Source organism: Nostoc sp. PA-18-2419, from assembly GCF_005869855.1.
Classification (GTDB): Bacteria; Cyanobacteriota; Cyanobacteriia; order Cyanobacteriales; family Nostocaceae; genus Nostoc.
In genome coordinates this window covers 240855-263640 of sequence record NZ_SZNH01000003.1, presented here as the reverse complement: position 1 = coordinate 263640, position 22786 = coordinate 240855, and the positions used below count along the sequence as shown (strand labels likewise).

The following is a 22786-nucleotide window of genomic DNA, read 5'->3' as shown; positions in this document are numbered from 1 at the left end:
ACTATTTAGTATCACTAATAACCCACCTGTTATTTTGGGCATCCCATAGAAGAAAAAAGCGTACAGAACCAGGAACTACTTTGCCAGTTTTCATTACGTATTTAAACTGAGCATCAACCGTAGCTAATTCCGTATTTGCTTCTACCAAATTAACTTGCTCAACATCTACGCTTTGAACCTTTCCGCCCCACCAATCAATATAAGAAAGATAGCCATTTGGGTGAAGTCGTCGATTATTTTGGTAGCTAGGAGATAGCTGATTCCACCCAGCTTGATACTGACCCTGATTAATAGTTGCATAATAATTTTGTACCGCTTCTTCTGGTGAGGGTCTATCGATTTGTGGCTCGGTTGAAGAGGGAGTTTGAGGAGATTGGGTAGCACTAGGCAATTGCGATCGCACTGGTGCATTATCTTCAGGTTCAAAAGTGCTAAAAATTGGAGATTGTGTAGGTGAGGGCGTATCCTGTGGTCCTTTCGGGGTTGGGGTAGATTCCGATGAGGTGCTTGACTGTTCGTTGGGAGTTGGGGTAGATTCCGATGAAACGTTTGACTGTACTACTGATTGATTTGGTCTATTGAGAGCAAAACCAATAACTACAGAAGTAGCAATCAAACCACCAGCAATTAAACTACCGAGAAGGATTCCCTTGCGTCCACTAGTTTGATTGGTAGGTTGACTGGAAGAACCTGGACTAACAGCAACCGTATTTTGCTGTGTTGCATGAGGCTGTACGCTCGCTACTGGCGGTTGATTATAAGGTGTTGTTGGAGCAACTGGTGGTTGATTGTAAGGTACTGTTGGAGCAACTGGCGGTTGGTTGTAAGGTACTGTTGGAGCAACTGACCTAAATTGCAAGGCATCAAACATTTCTCTGGCTGTGGCAAAGCGATCGCGTGGATGATAGGCGATCGCTCGATCTATGACTCCTGCTAATGTAGGACTAATACTTAAAGCATGTCTGTGCCAAATAATTTCTCCGCTACGCGAATCTGTCTCCAATTCATGTGGCTGTTTTCCGGTGAGAAGATAGATTGCTGTAATTCCCAAACTATATAAATCACTTGAATAAACTGGTCTACCTACCGCTTGTTCGCTTGGCATATATCCCGGCGTACCAATCACAATCGAACTCGTAGGTAACCCTTGGGAATTCATCACTGTTCCCATTGATTCGCGGACAGCACCGAAATCAATCAGCACCGCCTTATGGTCTCGATGACGCAAAATGATGTTATCTGGCTTGATATCTCGATGAACAATCCGGTGATTGTGTACTTGTTCTAGTACTGGTAATAAATGTATTAATATTTCTCTAACAGCACTTTCACTTAATAAACCTTGTTCGTGGACTTTCGCTGTTAAGGTATCACCTTCTATCCACTCTTGAACCAAGTAGAATTGTCCATCTGATTGGAAGTAAGCATATAAGGTGGGAATTTGGTTACTTATACCGCCTAAGTCTTCTAAAATTGCTGCTTCCCGTTGGAATCTTTCTTGCACCAACTGATAAATCTGCGGGTTATTTTGAATTGGTCTTAGCTGCTTAATTACACAACGGCGGTTGGAAGGCATTTGAGTATCTTCCGCTAAGAAAGTCTCACCAAACCCACCGCTTCCTAAAGTCCGAATAACTCGATAGCGGTTGTTTAGCAGTGTTTGCATAAATTAGCACTGGTAATTATAACGGTGTTTTATGGTATTGTTCTATCTACTTTAGTTTGCAAGTAGAAGGCAGGAGGCAGAAGGCAGAAGGTAAAACTCTTAAGAGTATAAGGTTTCGCTAGTTTGGATTTTACATTTTATTATGTCAGCTTACTTATCCGATTTTTTTCTTAGTAGTAATATAAAGATTACTGAATATAATACCTGTGAGAGAGTAAGGATCTAAAAATAGCGCTGCCCACTCAACAATTGGAAAGCGCTATGCTTTTAGTAAAAATTTTTACCAATGGTATTACCGTTTAACAAAGTGATTTTAACAGTTACCAATGTTGGCTGATTTAAATTTTCTATCAACAAATTTCTCTACTGACCGTCTTCTCGATCCTTAGGCTTGGATCTTTGTCGATGTTGTTCAACCTGTTGGTCAACGGTTTCTTTAATTTTTCGCTCAGTAGCGTCCATTGCAGAATATTTAAAGCGGTTGACTATACTACTGAATAAGTTCCCAAAAAATCTTTCAATTTCTTGCATGGTTTTATACCTCAATACTTAAAGGTAAATTATTGACTCTATATTTGGTTTTGTACTTTCTGGTGGAAGTTGGAAATAAACCCTAATCTCTCTTTTTTGAAGTATCGGTTAGTCTGTTAACGTTTCTAGGTGATAGATTGAAACGTGCTAGACATCCATTGATTGTAATATGTCCAAAGTAATAAATTTGACTTGATAATAATTCGTAATTCGCAATGAGCTTCTCTACGAGACGCTGCGCGAACGCCCTGCGGCGCTAAGGTAATTAATATTACAAAAAATTTACTCAATAGTATCAGGGTCTACATTGAGCGATCGCAACTTTGCTTTTAACTGTTCAATCTCTAATTGTGCTTGTTCTGCGCGTTGATGTTCTTGTTCTGCGCGTCGGCTTTCTTGTTCTGCACGTTCTTCTGCTTGTTGCCTTGCTAAAACTTCCTGGCGTAAAGCTTCTACCAATTCATCGGCAATTAATAATTTTTTCCCTGTATGCTCTTGATAAAACGCAATTAACTTTCCTTCAATCGCTAAACGCAGTTGTAGTGGTTCACTGCGTCCATCTTCTATATATTCGTAGATTTCTCCTCGCAGCCGATAACCACGTAACTTTTGCTCTATCCACTCGGCTTTCGGGTCAAATAGCCAGTATTCTTTAACGCCTAGCTGCTCATAGAGGGTCTTTTTGAAGATTTCGTCGTGTCCTTTAGTACCAAAGGATGTCATTTCAAAAATCACTGTTGGTACTTGACCTTCTTCCCAAATTTTATAGTTGTCCCGACCGCCGGGTGCAACATCAAAAATCACCATTACATCGGGGGCTACCCGTAGCTTAGGAAAACCTTGTGCGTAGTAAAGAAATTGATTTGCTAATACTGTTGCCTGACGATCTGCCAAATACTGTTTGAGTACTTCTAAAGTAGTTAATAAAGCATAAAGGTGGTCGTAGGTTTCTGCCACTGGTTGACCATCAGCACTAGGGTAAAAGATTTCTGATTCGACACTAATAGGTAGAGTAGCCGTCATGGTTATAAAATCAGTGCTACAAGATTATTTTAGAGCAAGTCTGATTTTCCCTAATTTGGGAAGTGCAAGCTTTGTAAAATATAACTAGATAATTCACAAAATCCATCACCTTCGGCAGCAGCAGTAATATAAGCAGGCTGATATTGTAATTTATCTGCATATTCCAGCACGTTTGCCACACCTACAGAAACCGGAAAATAATCGTGATCAAATAAACTTTCATCATTGGGACTGTCACCTACGGTGACAATTTGTTCTGGTGAGTAATCAGGAAAGTATTCGCGCAATACCTGCAACAATCCTACAGCCTTATCTTGTCCTTGAGGTTTAATGTGACACTGGACATTGCTGTAGGTAAATCCCCAGCCCATTTGTTGACAGAGACGATCTAGGGTTTGTAATTCATCTTGACTCAAAGTAGCTACGTCAAAAGTCCAATCAGTGATGCGAAAGCGATTATCAACAGATTCCTGGATTTGGGGAAATTGAGTTTGTAACTTTTCAAAAGTTATAGCCAAGTGCTGGCGATGCTTAGCTAAATCAGCAATGGGTGTTAAGATTACTGGTTTGTGATTCTCAGATGGAAAGTATAAACCGCCATTTTCTGCCATAGCGCCTGCGACTGGCATAATTGCACTCAATCCACTCATCCACCCAGCAGAACGTCCTGTGACAATCAGTACTTTAATATTAGCTGCTGCTAAATTCTCCAAAGCTTGCAGCAGTGCAGGAGTAAATTTTCCTCGTCTAGTCAGGGTGCCATCCATATCTGTGGCAATAAGACGAATATTCGCTAGACAAGTAGATGAAACCTCAGATAGGGCAGTGAGGCTCAGATGTATTGACATATGCAGTTTATAAAAAGCTGTAAAAAATAATAATAATACAGCAAGATGACCTTGAAGATTTGGGAATCCTAAACATTAGGAGTCAAGTTTTTCAGTTTCCCAACCATGCCCACTTCGATGTTTCTTGCCCAATCCTCCGGGACAAAGACTAAAAAGGCATCCCAGGAAGTGCCAGCGAGTAATCCTCAAACACCATCATTCTTGGTGCTAACCTCTGGAGGACTGGCTTTAGTGGTGATTGCTTTGATTGTGTATAGTAAGCTCCAGATCAATCAACTGGAAAAAAAACTTAAGTTTGAACAATTTCGCGCGCGAGAAATAGAAAAAAAATTTAAGCTTGCCTTGGAAACAATTCGCAAAATGGAAACTAATCCTGATTTAGTCAACTCACGGGATTTTAACCTAGATTATCTGCGAATGCGGATGTCAGAGGAAGTGTTTCACTTCGCGATTCTTAATCAAGTAAAAATTAAGGTCAAAGATAAAATTTCTCAAGCGCTGCGTCCAAATCAATCCCAACAGGGAACAGTCGGAATTGCTAACAGTGTCGGTCGGCAGGTAGATGAAATTTTTGATGTAGAGTATGAAACTGGTACTCCACCGAACTCTGCTAAACGCGTACTTTTTCGTATTCAAGTCCGGTTAATGAAGTTACCGACACAAGCAACTTCTGCAACTATTAGCCAAATTATTGATTGTATAGAAACTTACTTAAGTCCTATAGAAGATGAAGATAGTTGGCAACCAACAATTCAAGGTCGGATTGCCACTATGCATTGGGATCAAAAGGCTAAGCCTACACCTTTACTGGTGCTGGAGCAGTCGAATGAAGGGGTGAATGTGACTTTTCGCACTAGTCGCCAACCAAATGCCCCAACTCCGTCAAACCAACCTGGAATTAAAAAATCAGGTTCGGCTAAACAATAATTGTGGTTGTCATTAGTCCTTTGCAAATCACTAATGATTAATTGCACAAAAATTAAGACTGAATAAATGTATTTGAGGAATTACGCGTCAATAGACCATCTTCCATTTCTACGATGCGATCGGCGATGTCTAAAATGCGGTTGTCGTGTGTAACTAATAAGATAGTAGTTCCCTGATTTTTAGCTAGGCTCTGCATTATTTCTACGACATCGCGTCCTGATTGTTTGTCTAATGCGGCTGTAGGTTCGTCTGCTAGGACTAGAGGAGGACGATTCACCAAGGCGCGGGCGATCGCAATTCTTTGTTTTTGACCACCAGATAGATTGTCTGGGTAATAATTAATTCTTTCTTCTAAACCAACAGCCCGCAGCATCATTTCTGATTTAGTGATCGCTTCTGCTTTAGAAATGCGATCATTTAATTCTACTGCCATTTGTACGTTTTGCTTGGCAGTCAAGAACCCCAACAAATTGTGAGCTTGGAAAATATAACCAATGTTACGCCGCATCTGTACTAGCTTGTTCTGATTGACACCAATAAGTTCTTCACCTAAAAACTTCAAACTTCCCTCTTGTACAGACCTCAAACCACCAATTAAGCTCAGTAATGTAGTTTTGCCTGAACCTGATGGCCCGGTCATAATTACAATTTCGCCAGAATAAATTTCGAGGTTGATGTCAAATAAAATTTGTTTTTTCAGGGCGCCTTTGCCATAGTAATGATTCAAATTTTTAATGGCAATTACAGGTTCTTGTCTCTTCATAAATTTGTTAGCTATGAATTAACAGTTTTCAGATATAACTGTGTTGATTGCTGAAATTAGGGTTCCTTAGTTATTAATTACTTTTTAATTAATAATTTTAATTAAAACTTAATTAAAAAATATCTGCTGGGTCAGCAGAACGTAATTTTCGGACTGCGATCGCACCAGAGACAAAACACATAATTATAGTCAAAATCAACACATTTATGGCACGGTCAAAACTCATAAATACTGGTAAAAGTGTTGCATTTCTGGCACTTTGATACATAAATAAAGCAAAAGTTATTCCAGGTAAATATCCTAAAACTGCTAGTAAAAAAGCCTCTTGGAGAATAATTTTTAATAAATAGTTATGTGTATAACCAATTGCTTTGAGGGTGGCGTACTCAGCTAAGTGATCTGAAACTTCTGTATAAAGAATTTGATAAACAATTACAGTTCCGACAATAAAACCCATGATAGTTCCCAGTGTAAAAATAAATCCGATAGCTGTACTACTTGCCCAGTAATTTCGCTCAAAGTCAATAAATTCTTGTTTAGTTAAAACATTTACCTCTTCCTTAGGTAAGTACTTTTTTAACTCTTCGGCAACAGTATTAGCATTGGCTCCCGGTTTCAATCTAATTAACCCAATATCAATTAATCCTTTCTGACGATTATTAAATATCCGCAGAAAGTTAATATCACTAGTAATTAAGTTCCCATCTGCACCAAAAGATGCGCCTAATGTAAATAGTCCGCCTACTTTCATTCGCCGCCTTCGTACTTCTGCTGTCACCGTCTTGCCTTGGTCATAATTAGCAGCAATTGGTCCATACTCGACTCTAGAAGAACGGTCAAATAAAACTACATCTGGTAGTTCAAGTTTGTGTAAATTTTCCTGAACTCCGGGCAAATTAAGTAAGTTAGTTTCTGGATTCATGCCAAATATCAGGATACTACGAGGGCGACCTGTTATCGGATTTTTCCAGGTTGTATAATCTAAATATATAGGATGTACTGATTGGACGGTTGGTAACTCTAAAGCTTTATATAATCGTCGTTGTGAAAAGCTTCTCATAGCCAAAACAGCACTAGATTGACTGTTAATTAAAACGATGTCGCCCTGCAAGCTGCTATGAAATCGAACGTTACTATAATATAAAGCATCCCGAAATCCGAGCTGCATAAACATTAAAATATCAGCAAAAGCAATTCCTGCCAAAGCCACAGTTAGGCGAGTTTTTTCTCTTGTTAGTTGTAGCCAAGACAGAGGGATTTTTTTAGTCATTATTAATGATTAATCTAGAAAAATTTATTTATTAATTTCTACAAGAACTTTTGCATTAGTTAAACCTGAAACTTTCAGACTATCTTCCGGAGACAGAGCAATTTTCACTTCTATGACTCTGGCGTCCACATCTGCTGCTGGATCTGTATTCAGTACATCTTTTTTGCCAATTTTTCTACCAATTTCAGTAACAGTTCCTTTTAGTTCCTCACTAAATGCTCCGTTATCACTGGTGATAGTGGCATTTTGACCGAGACGCACTTTGCTAATACTATCTTCAGGGACTTCAGCAACTACAAACATTTGATTAGTTTGTCCAAGTTCAGCAATGCCATTTGCACCTATAGCTTCACCTGACTTGGCGTAAATCTTTAAAATTTCTCCAGCAATTGGTGCTTGAACGTAGCTCAACTTCAATTCTGCTTCGGCTTTTCTGACATTAGCGATCGCATTACTAACTTGGGCTAGCGCTACTTGCACATCAGTAGGACTAACATCCAAAAGTCTGCTGAGTTTAGCTTTTTCTTCATCGATTTGTCTTTCCAAAGTTGCTACAGTTTTGTCACGATTAACTTTGGCTTCAATCAGCTGCTGTTGCAAAGTTGCTAAATTTTGTACTTGATTAGCTCTAGCCTCTGCAAGCTGCTGTCGTAGAGTTGCTAATGTCTGCTTCAAGGTAGCTTGACTTTCAGCAACCTGCTGATTAGCTGTAATCGCACTCAGGCGTCTTCTATCGCGTTCTTGCTGTGAAATCGCACCTTCTCGGTATAAAAAATCATAGCGTCCAGCATCCACTTGAGCATTGCGCTGTTCGGCTTTGATACGCGCCAGGGTCGCTCTGAGAGCCTCTGTTTGTCCGCTGAGTTCAGCTTCTAAGCGATTGACAGTTGCTTGTTGAACGATTTTGTCACCACTTAACTGAGCTGCAACCCGAGCAATGGTTGCTTGTTGAGCATCCTTTTCCCCGACTAACTGCGCTTGTAAGCGAGCAACAACCGATCTCTGGGCTTGAATATCTCTGGGAGATCCAGCTCTGACTTGCGCTAAATTTGCACGGGACTCTTGGACTTTAGCTTTTGCTTCTTCTAGTGCGGCTATTTGGGTATCGCGGTTATCCAAAATTGCCACAATTTGACCTTGTTTAACCTTTTCACCCTCTCTAACTAGAAGCCGCTGAATTCGTGACGATGGTGCTAATCCTGAGGAGGGTGCAGATAATTTAACAACTTCGCCTCGCGGTTCCAAACGTCCCACAGCACTAACGGTATTGCTAGATGGCATTACAGGTGCGGATACAGTTAGTTTTTTTAACTGCTCGATTTTAGCTGTACCTAACACTCCAGCAGCAATTACTATTGGCACTGCTATAGCGATACCCCACCAAATTTTAGGTTGTTCGGGATTAAACGTCTGCTCAGTTGGCTTTGGCTTCTCAGTCACCCTTAACATAGTATGTTGCCCGTTTATCTCAATTGTGCTGATGCAAGTAAAAATGGGTTTTTAATCAATAGCCAGCCGCTTAGAACAAACAACGATATGGCTTAAAATCCATTGCACGATCCACACTCAACACTCACCTAAAGCTTTGCAAAATCATGCCTCTTGTAGCTGGCTATTTGAAGAAGTATTCAGAATTCTAAATTCAGCAATCTTTATAATGGAGATTGGAATTCATTACTCTTTTATGTACTCATGGCAGTATGAATTCAGATATAGAGACGCGAAATATTGCCTCCGTATCGAAAATTCAAAACTACTAAGGTGCGGTATTGTACTGCTAGATTCACTACCGCAAGGATAAAGTTATTAAGATTAACTAATCAGTGAATATTAAGAATACAAAAGTCAAAAAGTTGGAAAATCAATAGTTGTATACCTGCTTGATTTTATGCTGAGCAAGCTCGGGCATCCAAGCCTATTAATTCTGAATTCTGGATTCTTACATTTCCTGATAGCTAATTAATTGTTTCAAATCGCCAACTTAAATTTTGATTGCTGATAACTGTTTGAGTTACCACAACTTAATCAGTGGAGCTACAATTATTCACAAAATTGAAAAACAAGATCAAAAATCATTTGTTTCAAATACCTGATACCAATTATCGAAAATTTTGCTACACATTATTCACTGCGTCACTGTGTTACTGTGTCGCCTGAAGTTCTGTTCGCCCTTGGCGTTGCTGGAGGCATCGGCAAAAGCTGCCGTTGAGAGAACTCTGAGCGTCATCATCTGTAACTTAGTTAAAGCTAATTGGTGTTAGTACTCTCCCTGCTGCTATTTTGGGACTCCATCAAACTCTCGTTAAATGAATTCTACATTTATCAGTTACCGGAAAACGTAACAGAGCCTACAGATGGGGAATTGGAGAGTGTTGAGTGTTGACTGATGAATAATAACTATTGAGCCTCGCTGGAGACTCCGAAAGCTCCGGTTAGGAATTATTTTCCTTGTCCCCTTGTCTTTTGTGCCCCTCATCTCCGGTTAGTCAGCGTACCCCTGCTCTTAAGCAAGGCTGGGCGTAGCGTCTGGTAGAGAAGTCGAACTACATCTCCCCCTGCCCCCCATCTCCCCATCGCCCCTTATCCCCAGAGGGGGGCCCCACCTTCACCATCTCCTGTACTTGTGTCCCCTCTGCCCCCGTCTTGCGTTAGGGGTTCCTGCCATAGACCTCTGCTCTTGGGGATTTATTATTAGGAAATCTCCTGTGGAAGGTCAAATAGAACTGTAGTCATGTAATGTTCTGCCCAAGCTGGACCAAAGGCTTTTTCTAGTACGCGGCGGGTTTTGTCGTTTTGCTGCTGTTTAGTGCAGTAGTTGTGTTGTCCGGCGAGATTTTGTGTAAGTTGTTCGACTGAAACTGGACTAGAGGCGATCGCTTGGGTACAATGGATTTTTAAAAATTCTCCCACGCGAGACAAAAACATTGTTTCTTCTTCTGGAGAAGTGGGGCGCACAAAGATGCAAAAATCTGAAAAAATATTTCCCCATTCAGGTAATTCGCGCGGTTGGGAAAAGTTAAGCACTGTTAGCTGTGTGAGCGCAGTAGTATAAGATTCTGGTAAGGTACCTTCTACACGTATGGGAGAAAGGTCTGCGATCGCCGCGCTAATTTGACCTCTACCACCCACCAAATCACAACCAAACATCGGCAGGTTATATTCCGGACGGGGAAACATGACGCAATGCAAAATATCGAGCATGTTTCCGATTTTTGCCAGTTCCAAGTGCATTTTTCGGAATTGAGGCGTTTGATAGCAACGGTTTTCAATCGTCAGTTTTTCTCCTTCTAGTCTACCTTCCACATACCCCAACTCAGCAGGCAAATGGTAGGGCGATAGATCCAGGTGGTGATGCCAAGCTGCCTCAATACAATCAGCTAGCTGACGAATCAGGGGATGTTGTTGCTCGCGCAGCGAGGGCATAGAAGTAAATGACATATCTAGTTGGGAATGCGATCTAGTAGCCAGTCTACAACCTGCCGTGCCTCACAGTTATAGCTTGCAATATTAAGCAAACACTTACACCAGCAAACGTAAAGTTATAAGACAGTTGCTTTTTCGAAATATTATTTATTTTGTAGTCTAAATTACAGATAATTTAAGATAATTTTTTTTGGAAGTCCCTTCTCTTATGGATAGTTAAAGCAATGAGAGATGCTTTTGAAGATGTCGAACGCTTCCAAAAGTCATTAGACATTCTTCAGCAACAGATCAACTTCCCGGGCGCTACAGCAGCCTTCATACTTGCTGACGGACAATGCATCGAGTTTGCGACTGGCTATGCTGATCAAGAAAATCAAATTGCAATGACATCCGATATGCGAATGCTCTCAGGCAGCGTGGGTAAGACATTCACATCTGCTGTTGCACTTGATTCGGTACAAGAGGGCAAGCTTAGCTTGGATATCTCGATTGCCAAATGGTTTGCACAAGAGGATTGGTTCAGCCGTCTTCCAAATGGGGAAAATATTTCACTGCGTATGCTTCTTAACCATAGCAGTGGTTTACCTAACCATAATCACAACAAATGCTTCAGTAGCACTCTGCGAACAGCATTCAGTACCGATCCTCCCAATCCTGACTTTTACTTTTCACCCCGAAAGTTATTAGAGTTGGTATTAGATCGGGAGCCTTTATTTCCTGCTGGTCAAGGCTTTGCTTACAGCAATACTGGTTATATTCTTATTGGTCTGCTGATTGAGCAGGTAAGTAACAAGACATATTACGAGGAACTACAAAAACGTTTCCTCAATCCACTGTCTCTCAACCTTACACAACCAGCTAATCACCGTAATATTCCTCACCTATCACCAGGTTATCTCAGTCCAGATAACCTTTTAGGTCTACCAGAGAAAAACATGAAAAATGGTGTATTAGTCTTTCACCCTGCCAATGAATGGACTGATGGTGGTCTGGTGACTAATCCAAAGGATATCGTTCGCTGGGCAAAATTGCTCTATGAAGGTAAGGCTATGAGGGGAGCTTATCTTAATAACCTGTTAACCACGATTCCCCGTAACGCATCTGAGAAGGTTGATTACGGGCTTGGTGTTACCATCAGTGAGACTGAGTTTGGGAAAGCCTACGGACATTCTGGCTGGACTCCTGGCTACCAAAGCATATTTAAGTATTTTCCTAACTACAAAGTTGCTATTGCTATGCAGGTTAATACATCTCAAGACCTGGATATGGCAAGTTGCTTGCAAGTTTTAGCCAAAATTATCCTCACAGCAAAAAATTAAAAGCACCTATAACATTGCAAATGACTATTGCCAAAAATCCGTAACATCGTATCCCAGTTCTGCTAGCATCTGCCGCAGTAAAGGTAAACTTAGTCCAATTACATTGCTGTGACAACCTTCAATTTTTTCGACAAATAGACTCCCAAAACCTTCAAGGGCAAAAGCACCAGCACACTTGAGGGGTTCACCTGTAGCAATATATGCTTCAATTGCCTTGTCGCTCATTGGAGCAAAGTAAACTTTTGTAACTTGAGACTTGACTAAAGTATGCTTTCGGTGAGTATCAATCAAAGCATGACCTGTGTGTAAGTCGCCAAAGTTACCTTGCATTATCTGCCAACGGGCGATCGCTTCACTAGCGTCCCCTGGTTTGCCATGAATCTCACCATTAAAAGATAAAACCGAATCACAACCCATAATCAAAGCTGATTTAAACTGTGGGGCTACAGTTTCGGCTTTGTACTGAGCAAGAGTTTTTACCAATTGTGCAGGTTCACTTAATTGGATTTGCGACTCATCAAAGTCACTCGGTTTAACTATTGGTTCAATACCAACAGTTTGCAGCAAACGTCGGCGGGCTGGGGAAGCTGAGGCCAATACAAAAGGTGGAATACTCATAGAGAACCAGGAGATGAGGGCGATGTGGTTCGACTTCGCTCACCAAGGGGAGATGAGGGAGATGAGGGGCAAAAGAGATGAGGGGAGAAGGAGAATAACTCCTCACTCCTAACAGACGCGATTAATCGCATCTCTACTACTCAATACTCCTAATGACTAATGACTAATAAACAGAAAAAGAATTTACAACTTCATCAATTGTTTGTTTAACTTTTGGCCAGCGTTTTTCAGTAATTGAGGCGTTGAAGGTAAAAACTTTACCACGGCTAACAGCGACGCTGGCGACGTTGTGTCGTTGCTGTTGATTGGGGAGTTTAACTTCATACTCTAAAAGGTAGTATGTTTTACCGTCTACTTCTCGCTGCGCGGCATTGACTAATTCAGCTGAACGACCAGAATCAGGAGGCGCCAGAGCTGCTTTTCCTAATTTATATCCTACTTCTGTAGGAGTTCCCAATTGTGCCAAGGTTTTATTTTCTGGAACTGGGCTAATTACTACAGAAACATTTTCAGATACCTCAATTAAATCGTGAAAAACTACATCTGGTCCGTCGGCAACTTTAACTTGCAGCCAGCCATTAGGATATAAAAACTGATAGCCATCACTGGTGTCTACAAAGCTTTTAAGTCCGGCTGCAACCGCTACACTAGAATTACTTAGGCTGAAGCTCAACACCAATAGCAAAATTAATACAATTCGTTTCCACATTAGAGTTGGTTCCTTTGGGCTGGAGGCAATACCAGGCAAGCATTATTTCTCGCTTTTATTCTCCCACCAAGCGGTGCGCTTCGGATGAAGCATAAGATGGGGAGGGCTAATCAAGAACACAAAAAACCCCGACTTAATAGCCGAGGTAAATGGGAGAAGTCCAAATGTCAATGAGAGATACCGATACCAAAACTTATTTTTCCGCTAACATCCAAGACAACCAAAACTAGAAAGGCCATATACAAAGTGCAATCTTAACTAGATGGCTGCTTTGCTGCTTTGTTAGCTTATGTAAATAAATTTAACAAAATTTATTACAATTAGTCAACTAAACTTGACAAAAAACGTTAATAGCTTTTATTAAACCTACTTATCACAGGAGTACCGATGAAAAATTTTTAGGATTATCCACGAAAAAGCAACTAGTAAGTCATGGCGGAAATAAACCTGCCATATGAATCGGTAAAAAGCTTGAGGTATAAGTATTCTTTGTTTTGAATGGGTGAATACGTGACTTTTGCCTTGTTGTACTAGAGACTGGGGACTGGTATTTTTACATCGCAAAAGTCTTTACAATGCCCTTGTTAACTCAAAAAGTATTTCTCGACATATGATGAATCAAGCTTCTATCCCGGTTATCGTCAACGGCGCTGCTGGTAAAATGGGTCGTGAAGTAGTTAAGGCCGTAGCGGAAGCACCCGATTTAAACTTAGTGGGTGCAATTGATAGCAGCCCGCAGCATCAAGATAAAGATGCTGGAGAACTAGCGGGTTTAAGCGAACCCTTGGAAGTGCCGATTACCAATCAATTAGAACCGATGTTGGGTTATGTGGCTGGGGAGAGACAAGGGCCGCCAGGGGTGATGGTAGACTTTACCCATCCCGATTCAGTTTATGACAATATTCGTAGTGCGATCGCCTACGGTATTCGTCCTGTAGTCGGCACGACTGGATTAAGTCGAGAACAAATTCATGACCTGGCAGACTTTGCCGAGAAAGCTAGTACTGGTTGTCTAATTATTCCTAACTTTTCCATTGGCATGGTACTGTTACAACAAGCTGCAATCACTGCTTCTCAATATTTTGACCACGTAGAAATTATTGAACTGCATCACAACCAAAAAGCTGATGCACCCAGTGGTACTGCAATTCAAACGGCGCAGTTATTAGGAGAACTAGGTAAAACTTTTAACTCTGCCTTAGTCCAAGAAACTGAAAAATTAGCAGGAGCTAGGGGAAGCCAGGCAGAGGAAGGCATTAGAATTCATAGCGTGCGCTTACCGGGATTGGTAGCTCATCAGGAAGTTATTTTTGGCGCACCGGGACAAATTTATACTTTACGACATGATACGAGCGATCGCGCTTGTTATATGTCAGGAGTGCTATTAGCCATTCGCAAAGTATTAACGCTAAAGTCGTTAATATATGGATTAGAAAAAATACTTTAAACTTACTACTTATCACTCAGTACTCAGCACTCATGTTAGTACCATTGACTCGCCAGAAATTTGAACAAATTATCCCCTTAATTGCTACTGGTATTCAGTACAAGCACTACTGGGGAAAATTTGCAAATTTTTTGCAACGGCTGTTAATTTCTGTAGTTGCCTTAGTCGTAATTCTGCTTGTCAAAGCCTTTTTCAGACTGGAGTTTGGTCCAATAATATTTGTGCTGGGAGTAATTAGCGCTTTTTTTTGGCTGTGGTATCCCGTGTTTCAAGCAAGTATGCGGAATATACAATGCCGACGTTATAAATATAGCGGCTTTTTCCGTGGTCGAGTCCTAGATTGGTGGATTACAGATCAGTTAACTGGCAAACAAGAAACCGTCAATAACAAAGGTGAATTGGTAATTGTAGAAAACCGAGAAAAACGGATTAATTTAGAAGTGGGTGATGACACAGGATTTAGTATTGAATTTGACGCACCACTACGTCCTACCCATAAAGCGATCGCTCGCGGTCAAATTGCAGAAATGGTAGTAATGTCAAATCGCCCAGATTTAAGCAGCATCGAAGAATTCAGCGATATATACATTCCCAGTCGGGAGTTGTGGGTCAGCGATTATCCTTACCTGCGGCGCGATTTCTTTAACGAAGTTGGCCGTCGTCTGCGTGAAGATCGACAGGAAAGAAGGCCGCGTCGCCGTCAGCGTAGAGTAGAGGAGTAATTCAAAATTCTCAATCGTTAGAGTCTGATTAATTGCTAAATAAACTGTGAAAAACTGCACCAAGTTAGAGATTTGGTGCGGTGTTTCCTTTGGGGATATAAGTCTATAATTCCTAAAAGAATATGATTAATCTACACTCTTCCTGCTACAACATTGTGAGGTTTCAGTAGCGATACTTTTAATCTAAAATGACCAGCGATGAAAATCCAACAATTGTTCTATGAACAAAGAATTGTCCCCATTCATTAACCATATTGTTTCTAGTTTGCTATCTGCCCGCAGGACTATCAAGGACGGGTTGAGGAAGCGTTTGCACTGCTAACTGTGGATGCAAAATCAATAACTGAGGCGATCCCTATTCTTGAGGCAATTGAGGATGATTTGAGTCAATGGTATGGAAATCGGCGATTAATAATGTGATATTTTTTGCCATCCTTAGCGCGAACATCCCACCTTGATAAGTTTGCCTTTGAAACTATAAGTCACTGGTTCGCAAACAACACTTGCTGAATCAAGCTTGATAGAAGTCGGTGCAAATCGACTTTGTTTAGATAATTGTGATTTCCAATCACCATCTATTTTTTTCAAAGTAGGATGTGCCCTGATAAACTCTGCATCTGCAACAATATCGTGAGGTCCCTTAACATTTACAGAGGAAGTATTGAGATATATATTATAATCAAAAACAACGTTTTTGCTTTTACTATTACTGTTAACACTTTTGCCAGGAAAAGCATAGAGAATATTATTGAAAATTTTGACATCAGATGACATCTGAGTAAATATTTGTCCTAGTTTCAGTTCTGGAGTCTGATTATTTAGAAAAGCTGTATTATTAATAATATCAATACGAGTACTATAAAATGAATGAATGCCCGAACCACCGTTATGAAATGTTAGATTATTTTTAACTAAAGTACGTCCTTTATATGGAACGTATTTTGATTTTTCAGGCTTATTTAAACTATCGATAATAATACCATTACCGTCTGTGATAGTTCCGGTCTTAATCCAAGGAATATATTGTCTATTGTTATAAACCTTGTTATTGGTTACAAACATCTTATATCCCTGGTAGTTATCAAAGTTCCAATTACGCAGCATTGAAATTCCGCTGCCAGCATAGACCCCGTACCAGGCATTATCAAATACTACGTTATTGTCTACTGTCACATAGTCAGATTCAATTGCCGAAATACCTCCTCCACCACAGTTATGTGCCTTGTTGTTGACAATACGTATATGATGAGGATGACCTTGTTTTCTTCCATCGATGCTAATGCAGCCTCCATTTGTTAGTGGGTTTAATTTGTTACTCTTTTGACTCATGGCATAATCAAGAGTTACACTGGCATTATTTCCTATAACTTCAAGCCCGTTTACTTCAATATATGAAGCTCCATTGTGAATCAGAACTCCATGCCATCCATTGTGCCGAAGTTTTGGTAAATGCCCAGGATATGCTTTAAACTTAATCCATCCATTTGCAGTTCCAGAACGAGTAATTGATACTACCTCTCCTTTGGGATTTGCATTTGTGTAGACTCCGTTCATAATAAGTACGGTGTCTCCAGGTTTGGTAAGATTTGCTGCCTTTTGAATAGTCCTAAAAGGTGATGAAGAAGAAAGTCCTTTATTTTTGTCGTTCCCAGTACCACTAACATAGTATGTTTTTCCAGTTGTTTTACTACTAATTAACTGGGGAGTGGGCGCTACTGTTTCTTCAACAATAGATTCCTGACTAACATTTTTAACTACAGGTACTTTTATGTTATCTCCCTGAAGCAAAAGACCTAGAACTACCGGGATTGCAATATATGTGCTTAAACTGAAACTCTCAATTACCACAATACTACGCTCCTTGGTCCGCACTATTCAATTAAAATATCAGGATATTCACTAATTTTGAATACTCTTTTGGATACAAAATAACACAGAGCCTACTTTCCTAGCTTTCCCTATTTCCGTTTTGCCCATAGGCTTGCCAAGCCAAATCAATCAATCCATCAACGATCGCAGCTGCAACAACTGCATTACCTTTGCGATTGTCTATTGTAATGTGAGGAACTAGAGAGTCTTGTAAACGCCCTTTGGCGTGATCGACATTTACGAATCCCACTGGAGTCGCAATTATTAAAGCAGGTCTAATTTCCTCAGCTTCAATTAAATCTACTAGTACTGTTAATGCTGTTTGCGCTTGACCGACCACAAAGATACCCTCTGGATAACGCTTTGCTAGGGTTTCTATTCCCCATGCAGCCCGCGTTTTTTCTTTTTGCGGGCGTGTCAAAGCTTCCATGCTGCAATAGAGTGGATTAGCGAAAGTATTTTGAATGTCGTAAGCAATACCTACTTGTACCATCAGTACATCTACTACAATTGCGGTACGTGCAGCTAATGCTGCTGCTCCAGCTTGCAAGGCACGTTCAGAAAAGCGAATCAAAGACTTATACTCAAAGTCAGCCGTGGCATAGATTACCCGACGTACAATCTCATACTCTGCGGGTGAAAAGACATGATCGCCAATTTCACTATCAATGATTGCTAAACTTTGAGCATCACTTACGTGCCATTCCATTTTTGTTGAGCTTCTCAAATATTTAGCTTTCAGCTTACCAGTTTCAGAGAGTTAGGAGTCAGAATTGGTGAATTGGTGGATTCTGACTTCAGCGCTCATAACTGGGCACTCTTTACTCATTACTAGAAGAAGGCTGACTGAAAACAGGAGAGAGGTAAGCAACTAAGCCGCCGATGAGAAACCCAGAAATGTTGCGAACTAGAGGTAACCAATCGCTTGTACGTGTCACTACTGGCCCTATGCCAAAGGCAATAAATAAGATTCCCCACAAAGGAGAGAAAATTAAAGCCCATTGCCAAGCAAACACTTGTCCTTTTTCACGGGGTTGAGCTGCAAATCCACAAATTATCCCACCAATAACTGAAGTAATCAAAGTGAGAATCCACTGCTCTCGTGGCAATCCAGGGACAACATTGCAACCACCCTTGAGTAAACAGCCTTTAACAGATTCCAAGGCTTGCAGAATAGCTTGGTCTTCACCTTGTTCGCGTACAAAGTACAAATTACCAAACCTCGTTTGTAGTTCTATCCAGAAAGTCCGAGGTAAAAGTTGATAAACAGCATCGCCGACACTAAAGCTGAGGATGTTACCGCCGCGAGAGTCAGCAACTAAGAGAATACTTTTGTCATCTAAACCCCAATAATTTATCACTGCCCGACCCGGAGTACGGTCATACTGAGTCAATACTCGTAATTTCCAACCTGTATCGGCTTCAAACTGCTCTAAATCTTTGACTAGCTTTTCTTCTTGCAGTACAGGGAGCGATTTAGCTAAGTCTACAACTGGCGTAAAGGTCTTTGGAAGTAAGTCAGGATTGTCATAAGCCAGTGCTGGGGGAGAATGCATTACCCAAATTGACCCAGCCAGGAAAAATACTGCAATAGATACCAGGATTCGTCGCCAAAAACAAGACTGCATGAACTTTTTTATAGAAATATCAAAGGTAAAAGTGAACAAGTTGTTTTAAAAGAGTACCGGAAAATCATACTTCTTTACACTTGTTTACTTTACTCTAATCTTAGGGATCAAAGCAAAGCGTTTTTGGTATTGGGGACTGGGTATTTGGGATTGGGGACTAGGGATTGGGTATTGGATATTGGATACTGGGTACTGGGGATTAGAAGATAGTGTTTTTAATGCTATTTCCTAGTCCCTAGTACAGCACAGCCGAAATAAACCAAACATTTTAAATGTCTGAAACCCTTGCCAACAGGTAATTACGAATTACTGCCTTCGCAGCTAAGCCGTGTCTTCTCCCAAGGAGAGACGCTTTAGCGCAACAAGCGTCATTACGTAGCTTGCTTCTCGCCTTTGGCAAGTATTACGAATTACGTATTACGAATTACTGTCTTCGAAGCGGTAGCGATAGCGAAGCGTTAGCGACGGAGGAGCGTCGGAACGAGCGTCATTACGAATTACGCCTTGCAGTATTAGTCCCCAATCCCTAATTCAATCTTCATCATCAAAATCTGTTTCCCAATTAGCAGTCTCGTTATAAGCGTCATTGATGCGGTAGGCTTCTGCTTTGATCCGGTGATTTTGTTGTCTGAACACTTCTCGTTCTCGCAACGTGAGTGCTGGTTTTTCATTGTCAGTGAGGCGATCGCTGATTCGCCTGGTTGGTTTTTGGCGCGTGAGGTTTTTCCAAGCTGCTTTGACGCCAACTAAGACGCTACGTGTACCTACTTGCAGATTTTGAGCCTGTTTTCTTGCAGTATCAAGGCTTTGGTCAACTTGTTTGACGACTTGACTAGCACTTTTGACACCTTGACTGACATCGTCGCTTAAGTCAGTAATTTCTAAACCAGTGACGCGGATAGCATCTAGAGTAGGCGGTAACTCTCGCGAGAGTGTGTCAAATAGCTTTTCTGCACTGCGAGCAGCGCGTGCTAACTCCTGCAAAGCCGGTATAGCCGCCACTAAAACCGCAGTCAAGCTTGTAGCGACTAAGAGTAAGGAAAGTCCCAACCAAAACAGGGGTTCAATCACAGTTACGTTATTTATAAGCGTTCTAATTGGTGGGGAAGAGAATCTGAGTCCTCAACAGATTGCCGCTTCAAGACTTGGCTTTCTTGCTGACTAGCATCTACACCTGCGGCGATCGCTTCCCGTAATCTATCTAAAGTTTCATCTAAGTTTCGCAGTGCGCTAGCAGAAAAACGATCTGCCTGGATTTGCACGCTTGTTGATATATCTTCTGCCAATTCTGGGATAGCATTGGCAGATTTTTGCAAAATTTTACGCGTTTCGCGCCCTGTGCGTGGAGCAACTAGCAATCCGGCTAAGGCGCCGATTGTCGCTCCCAGCATCAAACCGCCAACAAATATTCCAGAACGGTTATTAGACATCTTGTTGTTTCTCTCCTTAGACCCATTTTAGGTGGGTTTTCCCCCCTTGCAAGACTTAAACAATTTTATCTATATGCAGCAGAACCCAAATCCAGCTACCATAATCAACTCACCAGGAAAGGAGCTTAAGCCGCTTGTTTCAGGTAGGCAAGCTTTGATCACAGTGTAGTAGTTACTATCCTGACAAAATTTCAGCCACACATGTTGCTTTTATTCTAAGAATTCACAGCAAAGCAAGGAAAGCTCTGCAAAGGTGTCAGAATTGGGCACTCATAATTCTGATTTCTAATTAAAGAGTTCTTCAATTGTTATCTTTTGTTAATTAACTTATTTTGTGAGTGCTGTTTTGGCTGGTGTTAACTCTAGCCTCTGAAAATAACGCTGCCAGATTTGCCGCCCTAGCAAAATCAGACTGATAATTTGTTGCACTTGTTGAATTTGTATCTGTAATACTTGGTTTCTCTGCCGTAAGTTATAAATGTTCTGCTGACTTAAATAAATATTTTCAGGTGCTTTATAGAGTGTTGCATGGGTAGAACTTTCATAGGCGGTTAACCTATCTGCTATAGATGCTAATTGCTGCTTAAGTTGCCATACCTGCCAAGCGACATAGAGTAGGAGCAACGAAATCAAGGTGTTAATGATGACAACTATAATTACCATTGTTAATCTTAGTCGATGTCAGCTTCGAGAAATTTTTTGCTAAATAATTCACTAACTCGTGAGCCAAAAGTCACAATGAGTTTGAGTCCAACTGGATGGCTTTAAAACCTTGGCTATTTTGGGTTTTATTAAATTCAAAATCTAAAATTGATTTATTGGACTTTTATTTATTCATCTAAATAATGTCGTGCCGAACAATTGAAATTGATTTGTTTGCGATCGCCTTCTAAGCAACTGTGTCAAATCAGTATGGTATAGTGCTAATTCCAGCGATCACATCTGCTACTTTAGTATCAGCAATTACTTTTAATGATGGGGTTGATATAAGCGATCACCAGCTTTTCCTAAATATAGCTTTTTTTCAGAAATAAGAGCAATCAGCTAATGGTTAAAAATCACTAATTCCCCAATTTTGTAACAAATACATATCCACACCTGGCGAAACCACAGCTACAATTGCCTTAGATTCACGACTTGGTTTGCTTCCATCAACCCCTACGATTGCTCGCCCCATTATCCTATGTTCCTTTCCTTAATCAATTTGCCACTTTGACGGCAGATCGGCACGATGGTATAGTTGCTTGATGCTTCTATCAAAGACACCCTAGCATCGCCTCGTATCTTGGTGCTTTTACCTTTAGCAGTTTTGCAACCCGTTGCGTGAAGCTACATTTTATCTACAAAAACTTTGTTTGTTGAATTCTAAATTTTGAATTCATCAATCCTGACTTGTTCAAGAATATTGATTATCTTTTTTTATGCATCCACTAGGAGATAAGGATGTCAAAAAAATCACACAAAAAAACTTTATTCCGAGGTATACTTATTGCATTAATGATTGGATTTGTTGGGTGTCAAAATCAAGCTATAAAAACTACATTTACTCAGACTAGTACCGAGGTAAATGAGAATCTTCCCCGAGTTGTAGCAACTACAAGCGTACTCTGTGACTTAACTAAACAAGTTGCCGGGAATAGAGTTAACCTCACTTGTTTGATTTCCCCAACTACCAATCCCAAAATTTATAAACCAAAACCAGAAGATCGTAAAGCTATAGAGCAAGCCAATCTGATTTTCTATACTGGTTACAATTTTGAACCAAATTTAATCAAATTAATCAAAGCGACTAAAAATTCTGCACCAAAAATAGCTGTCGGGCAAGTTGCAGTATCTAAGCCGCAAAAATTTCAGAAAGGGGATAGGATATTAACCGATCCTCATGTTTGGCACAATACTAAGAATGCGATAGAGATGGTAAAAGTAATTAATAGTAACTTGAGAAAGTTAGCATCTAGTGATGCAGAAGTTTATACCAGCAATACCAAAAAAATCACAAATGAACTCACTCAACTAGATAGCTGGATTAAATCAAGAGTTGCGAGTATTCCTACTAAACAACGCAAGTTGGTTACTACCTCTGATGCCCTCAGTTATTATGCTAAAGCATACGGTATCTCATTAGCAGGGGGAATGGAAGGTATTAGTAGTACAGAAAAACTGACAGCTGCACGAGTGAATAATTTAGCTAAAAATATTAAACAGACTAAAGTACCAACCATTTTTTCTGAGGTAGCAATTAATCCTAATTTGATTCAATCTGTAGCCACACAAGCTAATGTGAAAATTTCTGACAGGGAACTGTATTCCGAGGGACTTGGAGAACCTGGAAGCGAAGCAGATACCTATCAAAAAATGATGATTGCGAATACACGCACCATTTTAGAAGGTTTAGGAGGAACGTATTTGATGTTTCAAGTGAAATGATTGTAGTAAAATCTTGAGTTCTTTAAGGTTTATAGCAACAGCTTTATAGGCGTACTATTGTACGCCCTTACCTATAATTTGATATGCATTAATCAATAGGGTGTGTTACGCCAAAGGTTGATGTACCATTCAATCTCAGCATTAATAAATTTGCAATTGCTTTTAC

22 protein-coding genes are annotated in these 22786 nt (G+C 40.5%); 5 read left to right on the top strand and 17 right to left on the bottom strand.

Annotated elements, in window-relative coordinates; genetic code table 11:
* Nucleotide 1: 1 nt before the first annotated feature.
* From FCR06_RS04880 to FCR06_RS04870, 4 genes are all read right to left on the bottom strand, one after another.
* On the bottom strand, nt 2-1666 hold the full coding sequence (locus tag FCR06_RS04880) for a serine/threonine-protein kinase (protein ID WP_138497715.1): 1665 nt from the start codon (nt 1664-1666) through the stop codon (nt 2-4).
* A 363-nt stretch (nt 1667-2029) separates the two neighbouring features.
* Complete coding sequence (locus FCR06_RS32410) at nt 2030-2197, bottom strand: hypothetical protein (RefSeq protein ID WP_189523325.1); 168 nt, start codon at nt 2195-2197, stop codon at nt 2030-2032.
* Nucleotides 2198-2479: 282 nt separating this feature from the next.
* A complete protein-coding gene (locus FCR06_RS04875; RefSeq protein ID WP_138497714.1) occupies nt 2480-3220 on the bottom strand; it encodes a Uma2 family endonuclease in 741 nt (246 codons plus the stop codon).
* 50 nt (nt 3221-3270) lie between these two features.
* On the bottom strand, nt 3271-4068 hold the full coding sequence (locus FCR06_RS04870) for an HAD family hydrolase (RefSeq protein ID WP_138497713.1): 798 nt from the start codon (nt 4066-4068) through the stop codon (nt 3271-3273).
* Between the two features lie 105 nt (nt 4069-4173).
* Between FCR06_RS04870 and FCR06_RS04865 the strand changes: the two genes are divergently transcribed.
* Entirely contained in the window at nt 4174-4995 is an 822-nt protein-coding gene (locus tag FCR06_RS04865) for a hypothetical protein (protein ID WP_189523324.1), read from the top strand.
* Nucleotides 4996-5047: 52 nt separating this feature from the next.
* Here the strand turns inward: FCR06_RS04865 and FCR06_RS04860 are convergent, their stop codons facing one another.
* The 4 genes from FCR06_RS04860 to FCR06_RS04845 all read right to left on the bottom strand — a co-directional run bounded on the left by FCR06_RS04860 (nt 5048) and on the right by FCR06_RS04845 (nt 10466).
* On the bottom strand, nt 5048-5758 hold the full coding sequence (locus FCR06_RS04860; protein ID WP_138497712.1) for a DevA family ABC transporter ATP-binding protein: 711 nt from the start codon (nt 5756-5758) through the stop codon (nt 5048-5050).
* Between the two features lie 112 nt (nt 5759-5870).
* Complete coding sequence (gene devC, locus FCR06_RS04855; RefSeq protein ID WP_138497711.1) at nt 5871-7028, bottom strand: ABC transporter permease DevC; 1158 nt, start codon at nt 7026-7028, stop codon at nt 5871-5873.
* Nucleotides 7029-7052: 24 nt separating this feature from the next.
* Nucleotides 7053-8477, bottom strand: a complete 1425-nt coding sequence (locus tag FCR06_RS04850) for an HlyD family efflux transporter periplasmic adaptor subunit (RefSeq protein ID WP_138497710.1) — start codon at nt 8475-8477, stop codon at nt 7053-7055.
* 1242 nt (nt 8478-9719) lie between these two features.
* A complete protein-coding gene (locus tag FCR06_RS04845; protein ID WP_138497709.1) occupies nt 9720-10466 on the bottom strand; it encodes a phycocyanobilin:ferredoxin oxidoreductase in 747 nt (248 codons plus the stop codon).
* Between the two features lie 209 nt (nt 10467-10675).
* On the opposite strand from FCR06_RS04845, the gene FCR06_RS04840 reads away from it, so the two are divergent.
* Nucleotides 10676-11770 (top strand): serine hydrolase domain-containing protein, encoded by a 1095-nt coding sequence (locus FCR06_RS04840; protein WP_138497708.1) that lies wholly within the window; start codon nt 10676-10678, stop codon nt 11768-11770.
* 24 nt (nt 11771-11794) lie between these two features.
* Here the strand turns inward: FCR06_RS04840 and FCR06_RS04835 are convergent, their stop codons facing one another.
* Nucleotides 11795-12388 (bottom strand): Maf family protein, encoded by a 594-nt coding sequence (locus FCR06_RS04835; protein ID WP_138497707.1) that lies wholly within the window; start codon nt 12386-12388, stop codon nt 11795-11797.
* 163 nt (nt 12389-12551) lie between these two features.
* Nucleotides 12552-13097 carry a photosystem II reaction center PsbP gene (psbP, locus tag FCR06_RS04830; RefSeq protein WP_138497706.1) on the bottom strand — a complete coding sequence of 182 codons (546 nt, stop codon included), beginning with the start codon at nt 13095-13097 and terminating at the stop codon, nt 12552-12554.
* Between the two features lie 610 nt (nt 13098-13707).
* On the opposite strand from psbP, the gene dapB reads away from it, so the two are divergent.
* Entirely contained in the window at nt 13708-14544 is an 837-nt protein-coding gene (dapB, locus tag FCR06_RS04825; protein ID WP_138497705.1) for a 4-hydroxy-tetrahydrodipicolinate reductase, read from the top strand.
* Nucleotides 14545-14576: 32 nt separating this feature from the next.
* Nucleotides 14577-15266 carry a phosphate ABC transporter permease gene (locus FCR06_RS04820; RefSeq protein ID WP_138497704.1) on the top strand — a complete coding sequence of 230 codons (690 nt, stop codon included), beginning with the start codon at nt 14577-14579 and terminating at the stop codon, nt 15264-15266.
* Between the two features lie 435 nt (nt 15267-15701).
* Here FCR06_RS04820 and FCR06_RS04810 read toward each other — a convergent pair whose 3' ends face one another.
* The 7 genes from FCR06_RS04810 to FCR06_RS34165 form a co-directional block, all read right to left on the bottom strand.
* On the bottom strand, nt 15702-17114 hold the full coding sequence (locus FCR06_RS04810; protein ID WP_138497703.1) for a right-handed parallel beta-helix repeat-containing protein: 1413 nt from the start codon (nt 17112-17114) through the stop codon (nt 15702-15704).
* A 100-nt stretch (nt 17115-17214) separates the two neighbouring features.
* Entirely contained in the window at nt 17215-17844 is a 630-nt protein-coding gene (locus FCR06_RS04805) for a precorrin-8X methylmutase (protein ID WP_138497702.1), read from the bottom strand.
* 112 nt (nt 17845-17956) lie between these two features.
* Complete coding sequence (locus FCR06_RS04800) at nt 17957-18763, bottom strand: TPM domain-containing protein (protein WP_138497701.1); 807 nt, start codon at nt 18761-18763, stop codon at nt 17957-17959.
* Between the two features lie 531 nt (nt 18764-19294).
* Nucleotides 19295-19834 (bottom strand): DUF948 domain-containing protein, encoded by a 540-nt coding sequence (locus tag FCR06_RS04795; RefSeq protein ID WP_138497700.1) that lies wholly within the window; start codon nt 19832-19834, stop codon nt 19295-19297.
* 11 nt (nt 19835-19845) lie between these two features.
* The gene (locus FCR06_RS04790; RefSeq protein WP_138497699.1) at nt 19846-20193 is read right to left on the bottom strand and encodes a YtxH domain-containing protein; all 348 of its coding nucleotides are present in this window, start codon (nt 20191-20193) and stop codon (nt 19846-19848) included.
* Between the two features lie 327 nt (nt 20194-20520).
* Complete coding sequence (locus tag FCR06_RS04785; RefSeq protein WP_138497698.1) at nt 20521-20856, bottom strand: hypothetical protein; 336 nt, start codon at nt 20854-20856, stop codon at nt 20521-20523.
* Between the two features lie 388 nt (nt 20857-21244).
* Entirely contained in the window at nt 21245-21370 is a 126-nt protein-coding gene (locus tag FCR06_RS34165) for a hypothetical protein (RefSeq protein ID WP_262984643.1), read from the bottom strand.
* A 266-nt stretch (nt 21371-21636) separates the two neighbouring features.
* Here FCR06_RS34165 and FCR06_RS04780 point away from each other — a divergent pair, with 266 nt between their 5' ends.
* Nucleotides 21637-22620 (top strand): metal ABC transporter solute-binding protein, Zn/Mn family, encoded by a 984-nt coding sequence (locus FCR06_RS04780; protein ID WP_138497697.1) that lies wholly within the window; start codon nt 21637-21639, stop codon nt 22618-22620.
* Nucleotides 22621-22786 lie beyond the last annotated feature (166 nt).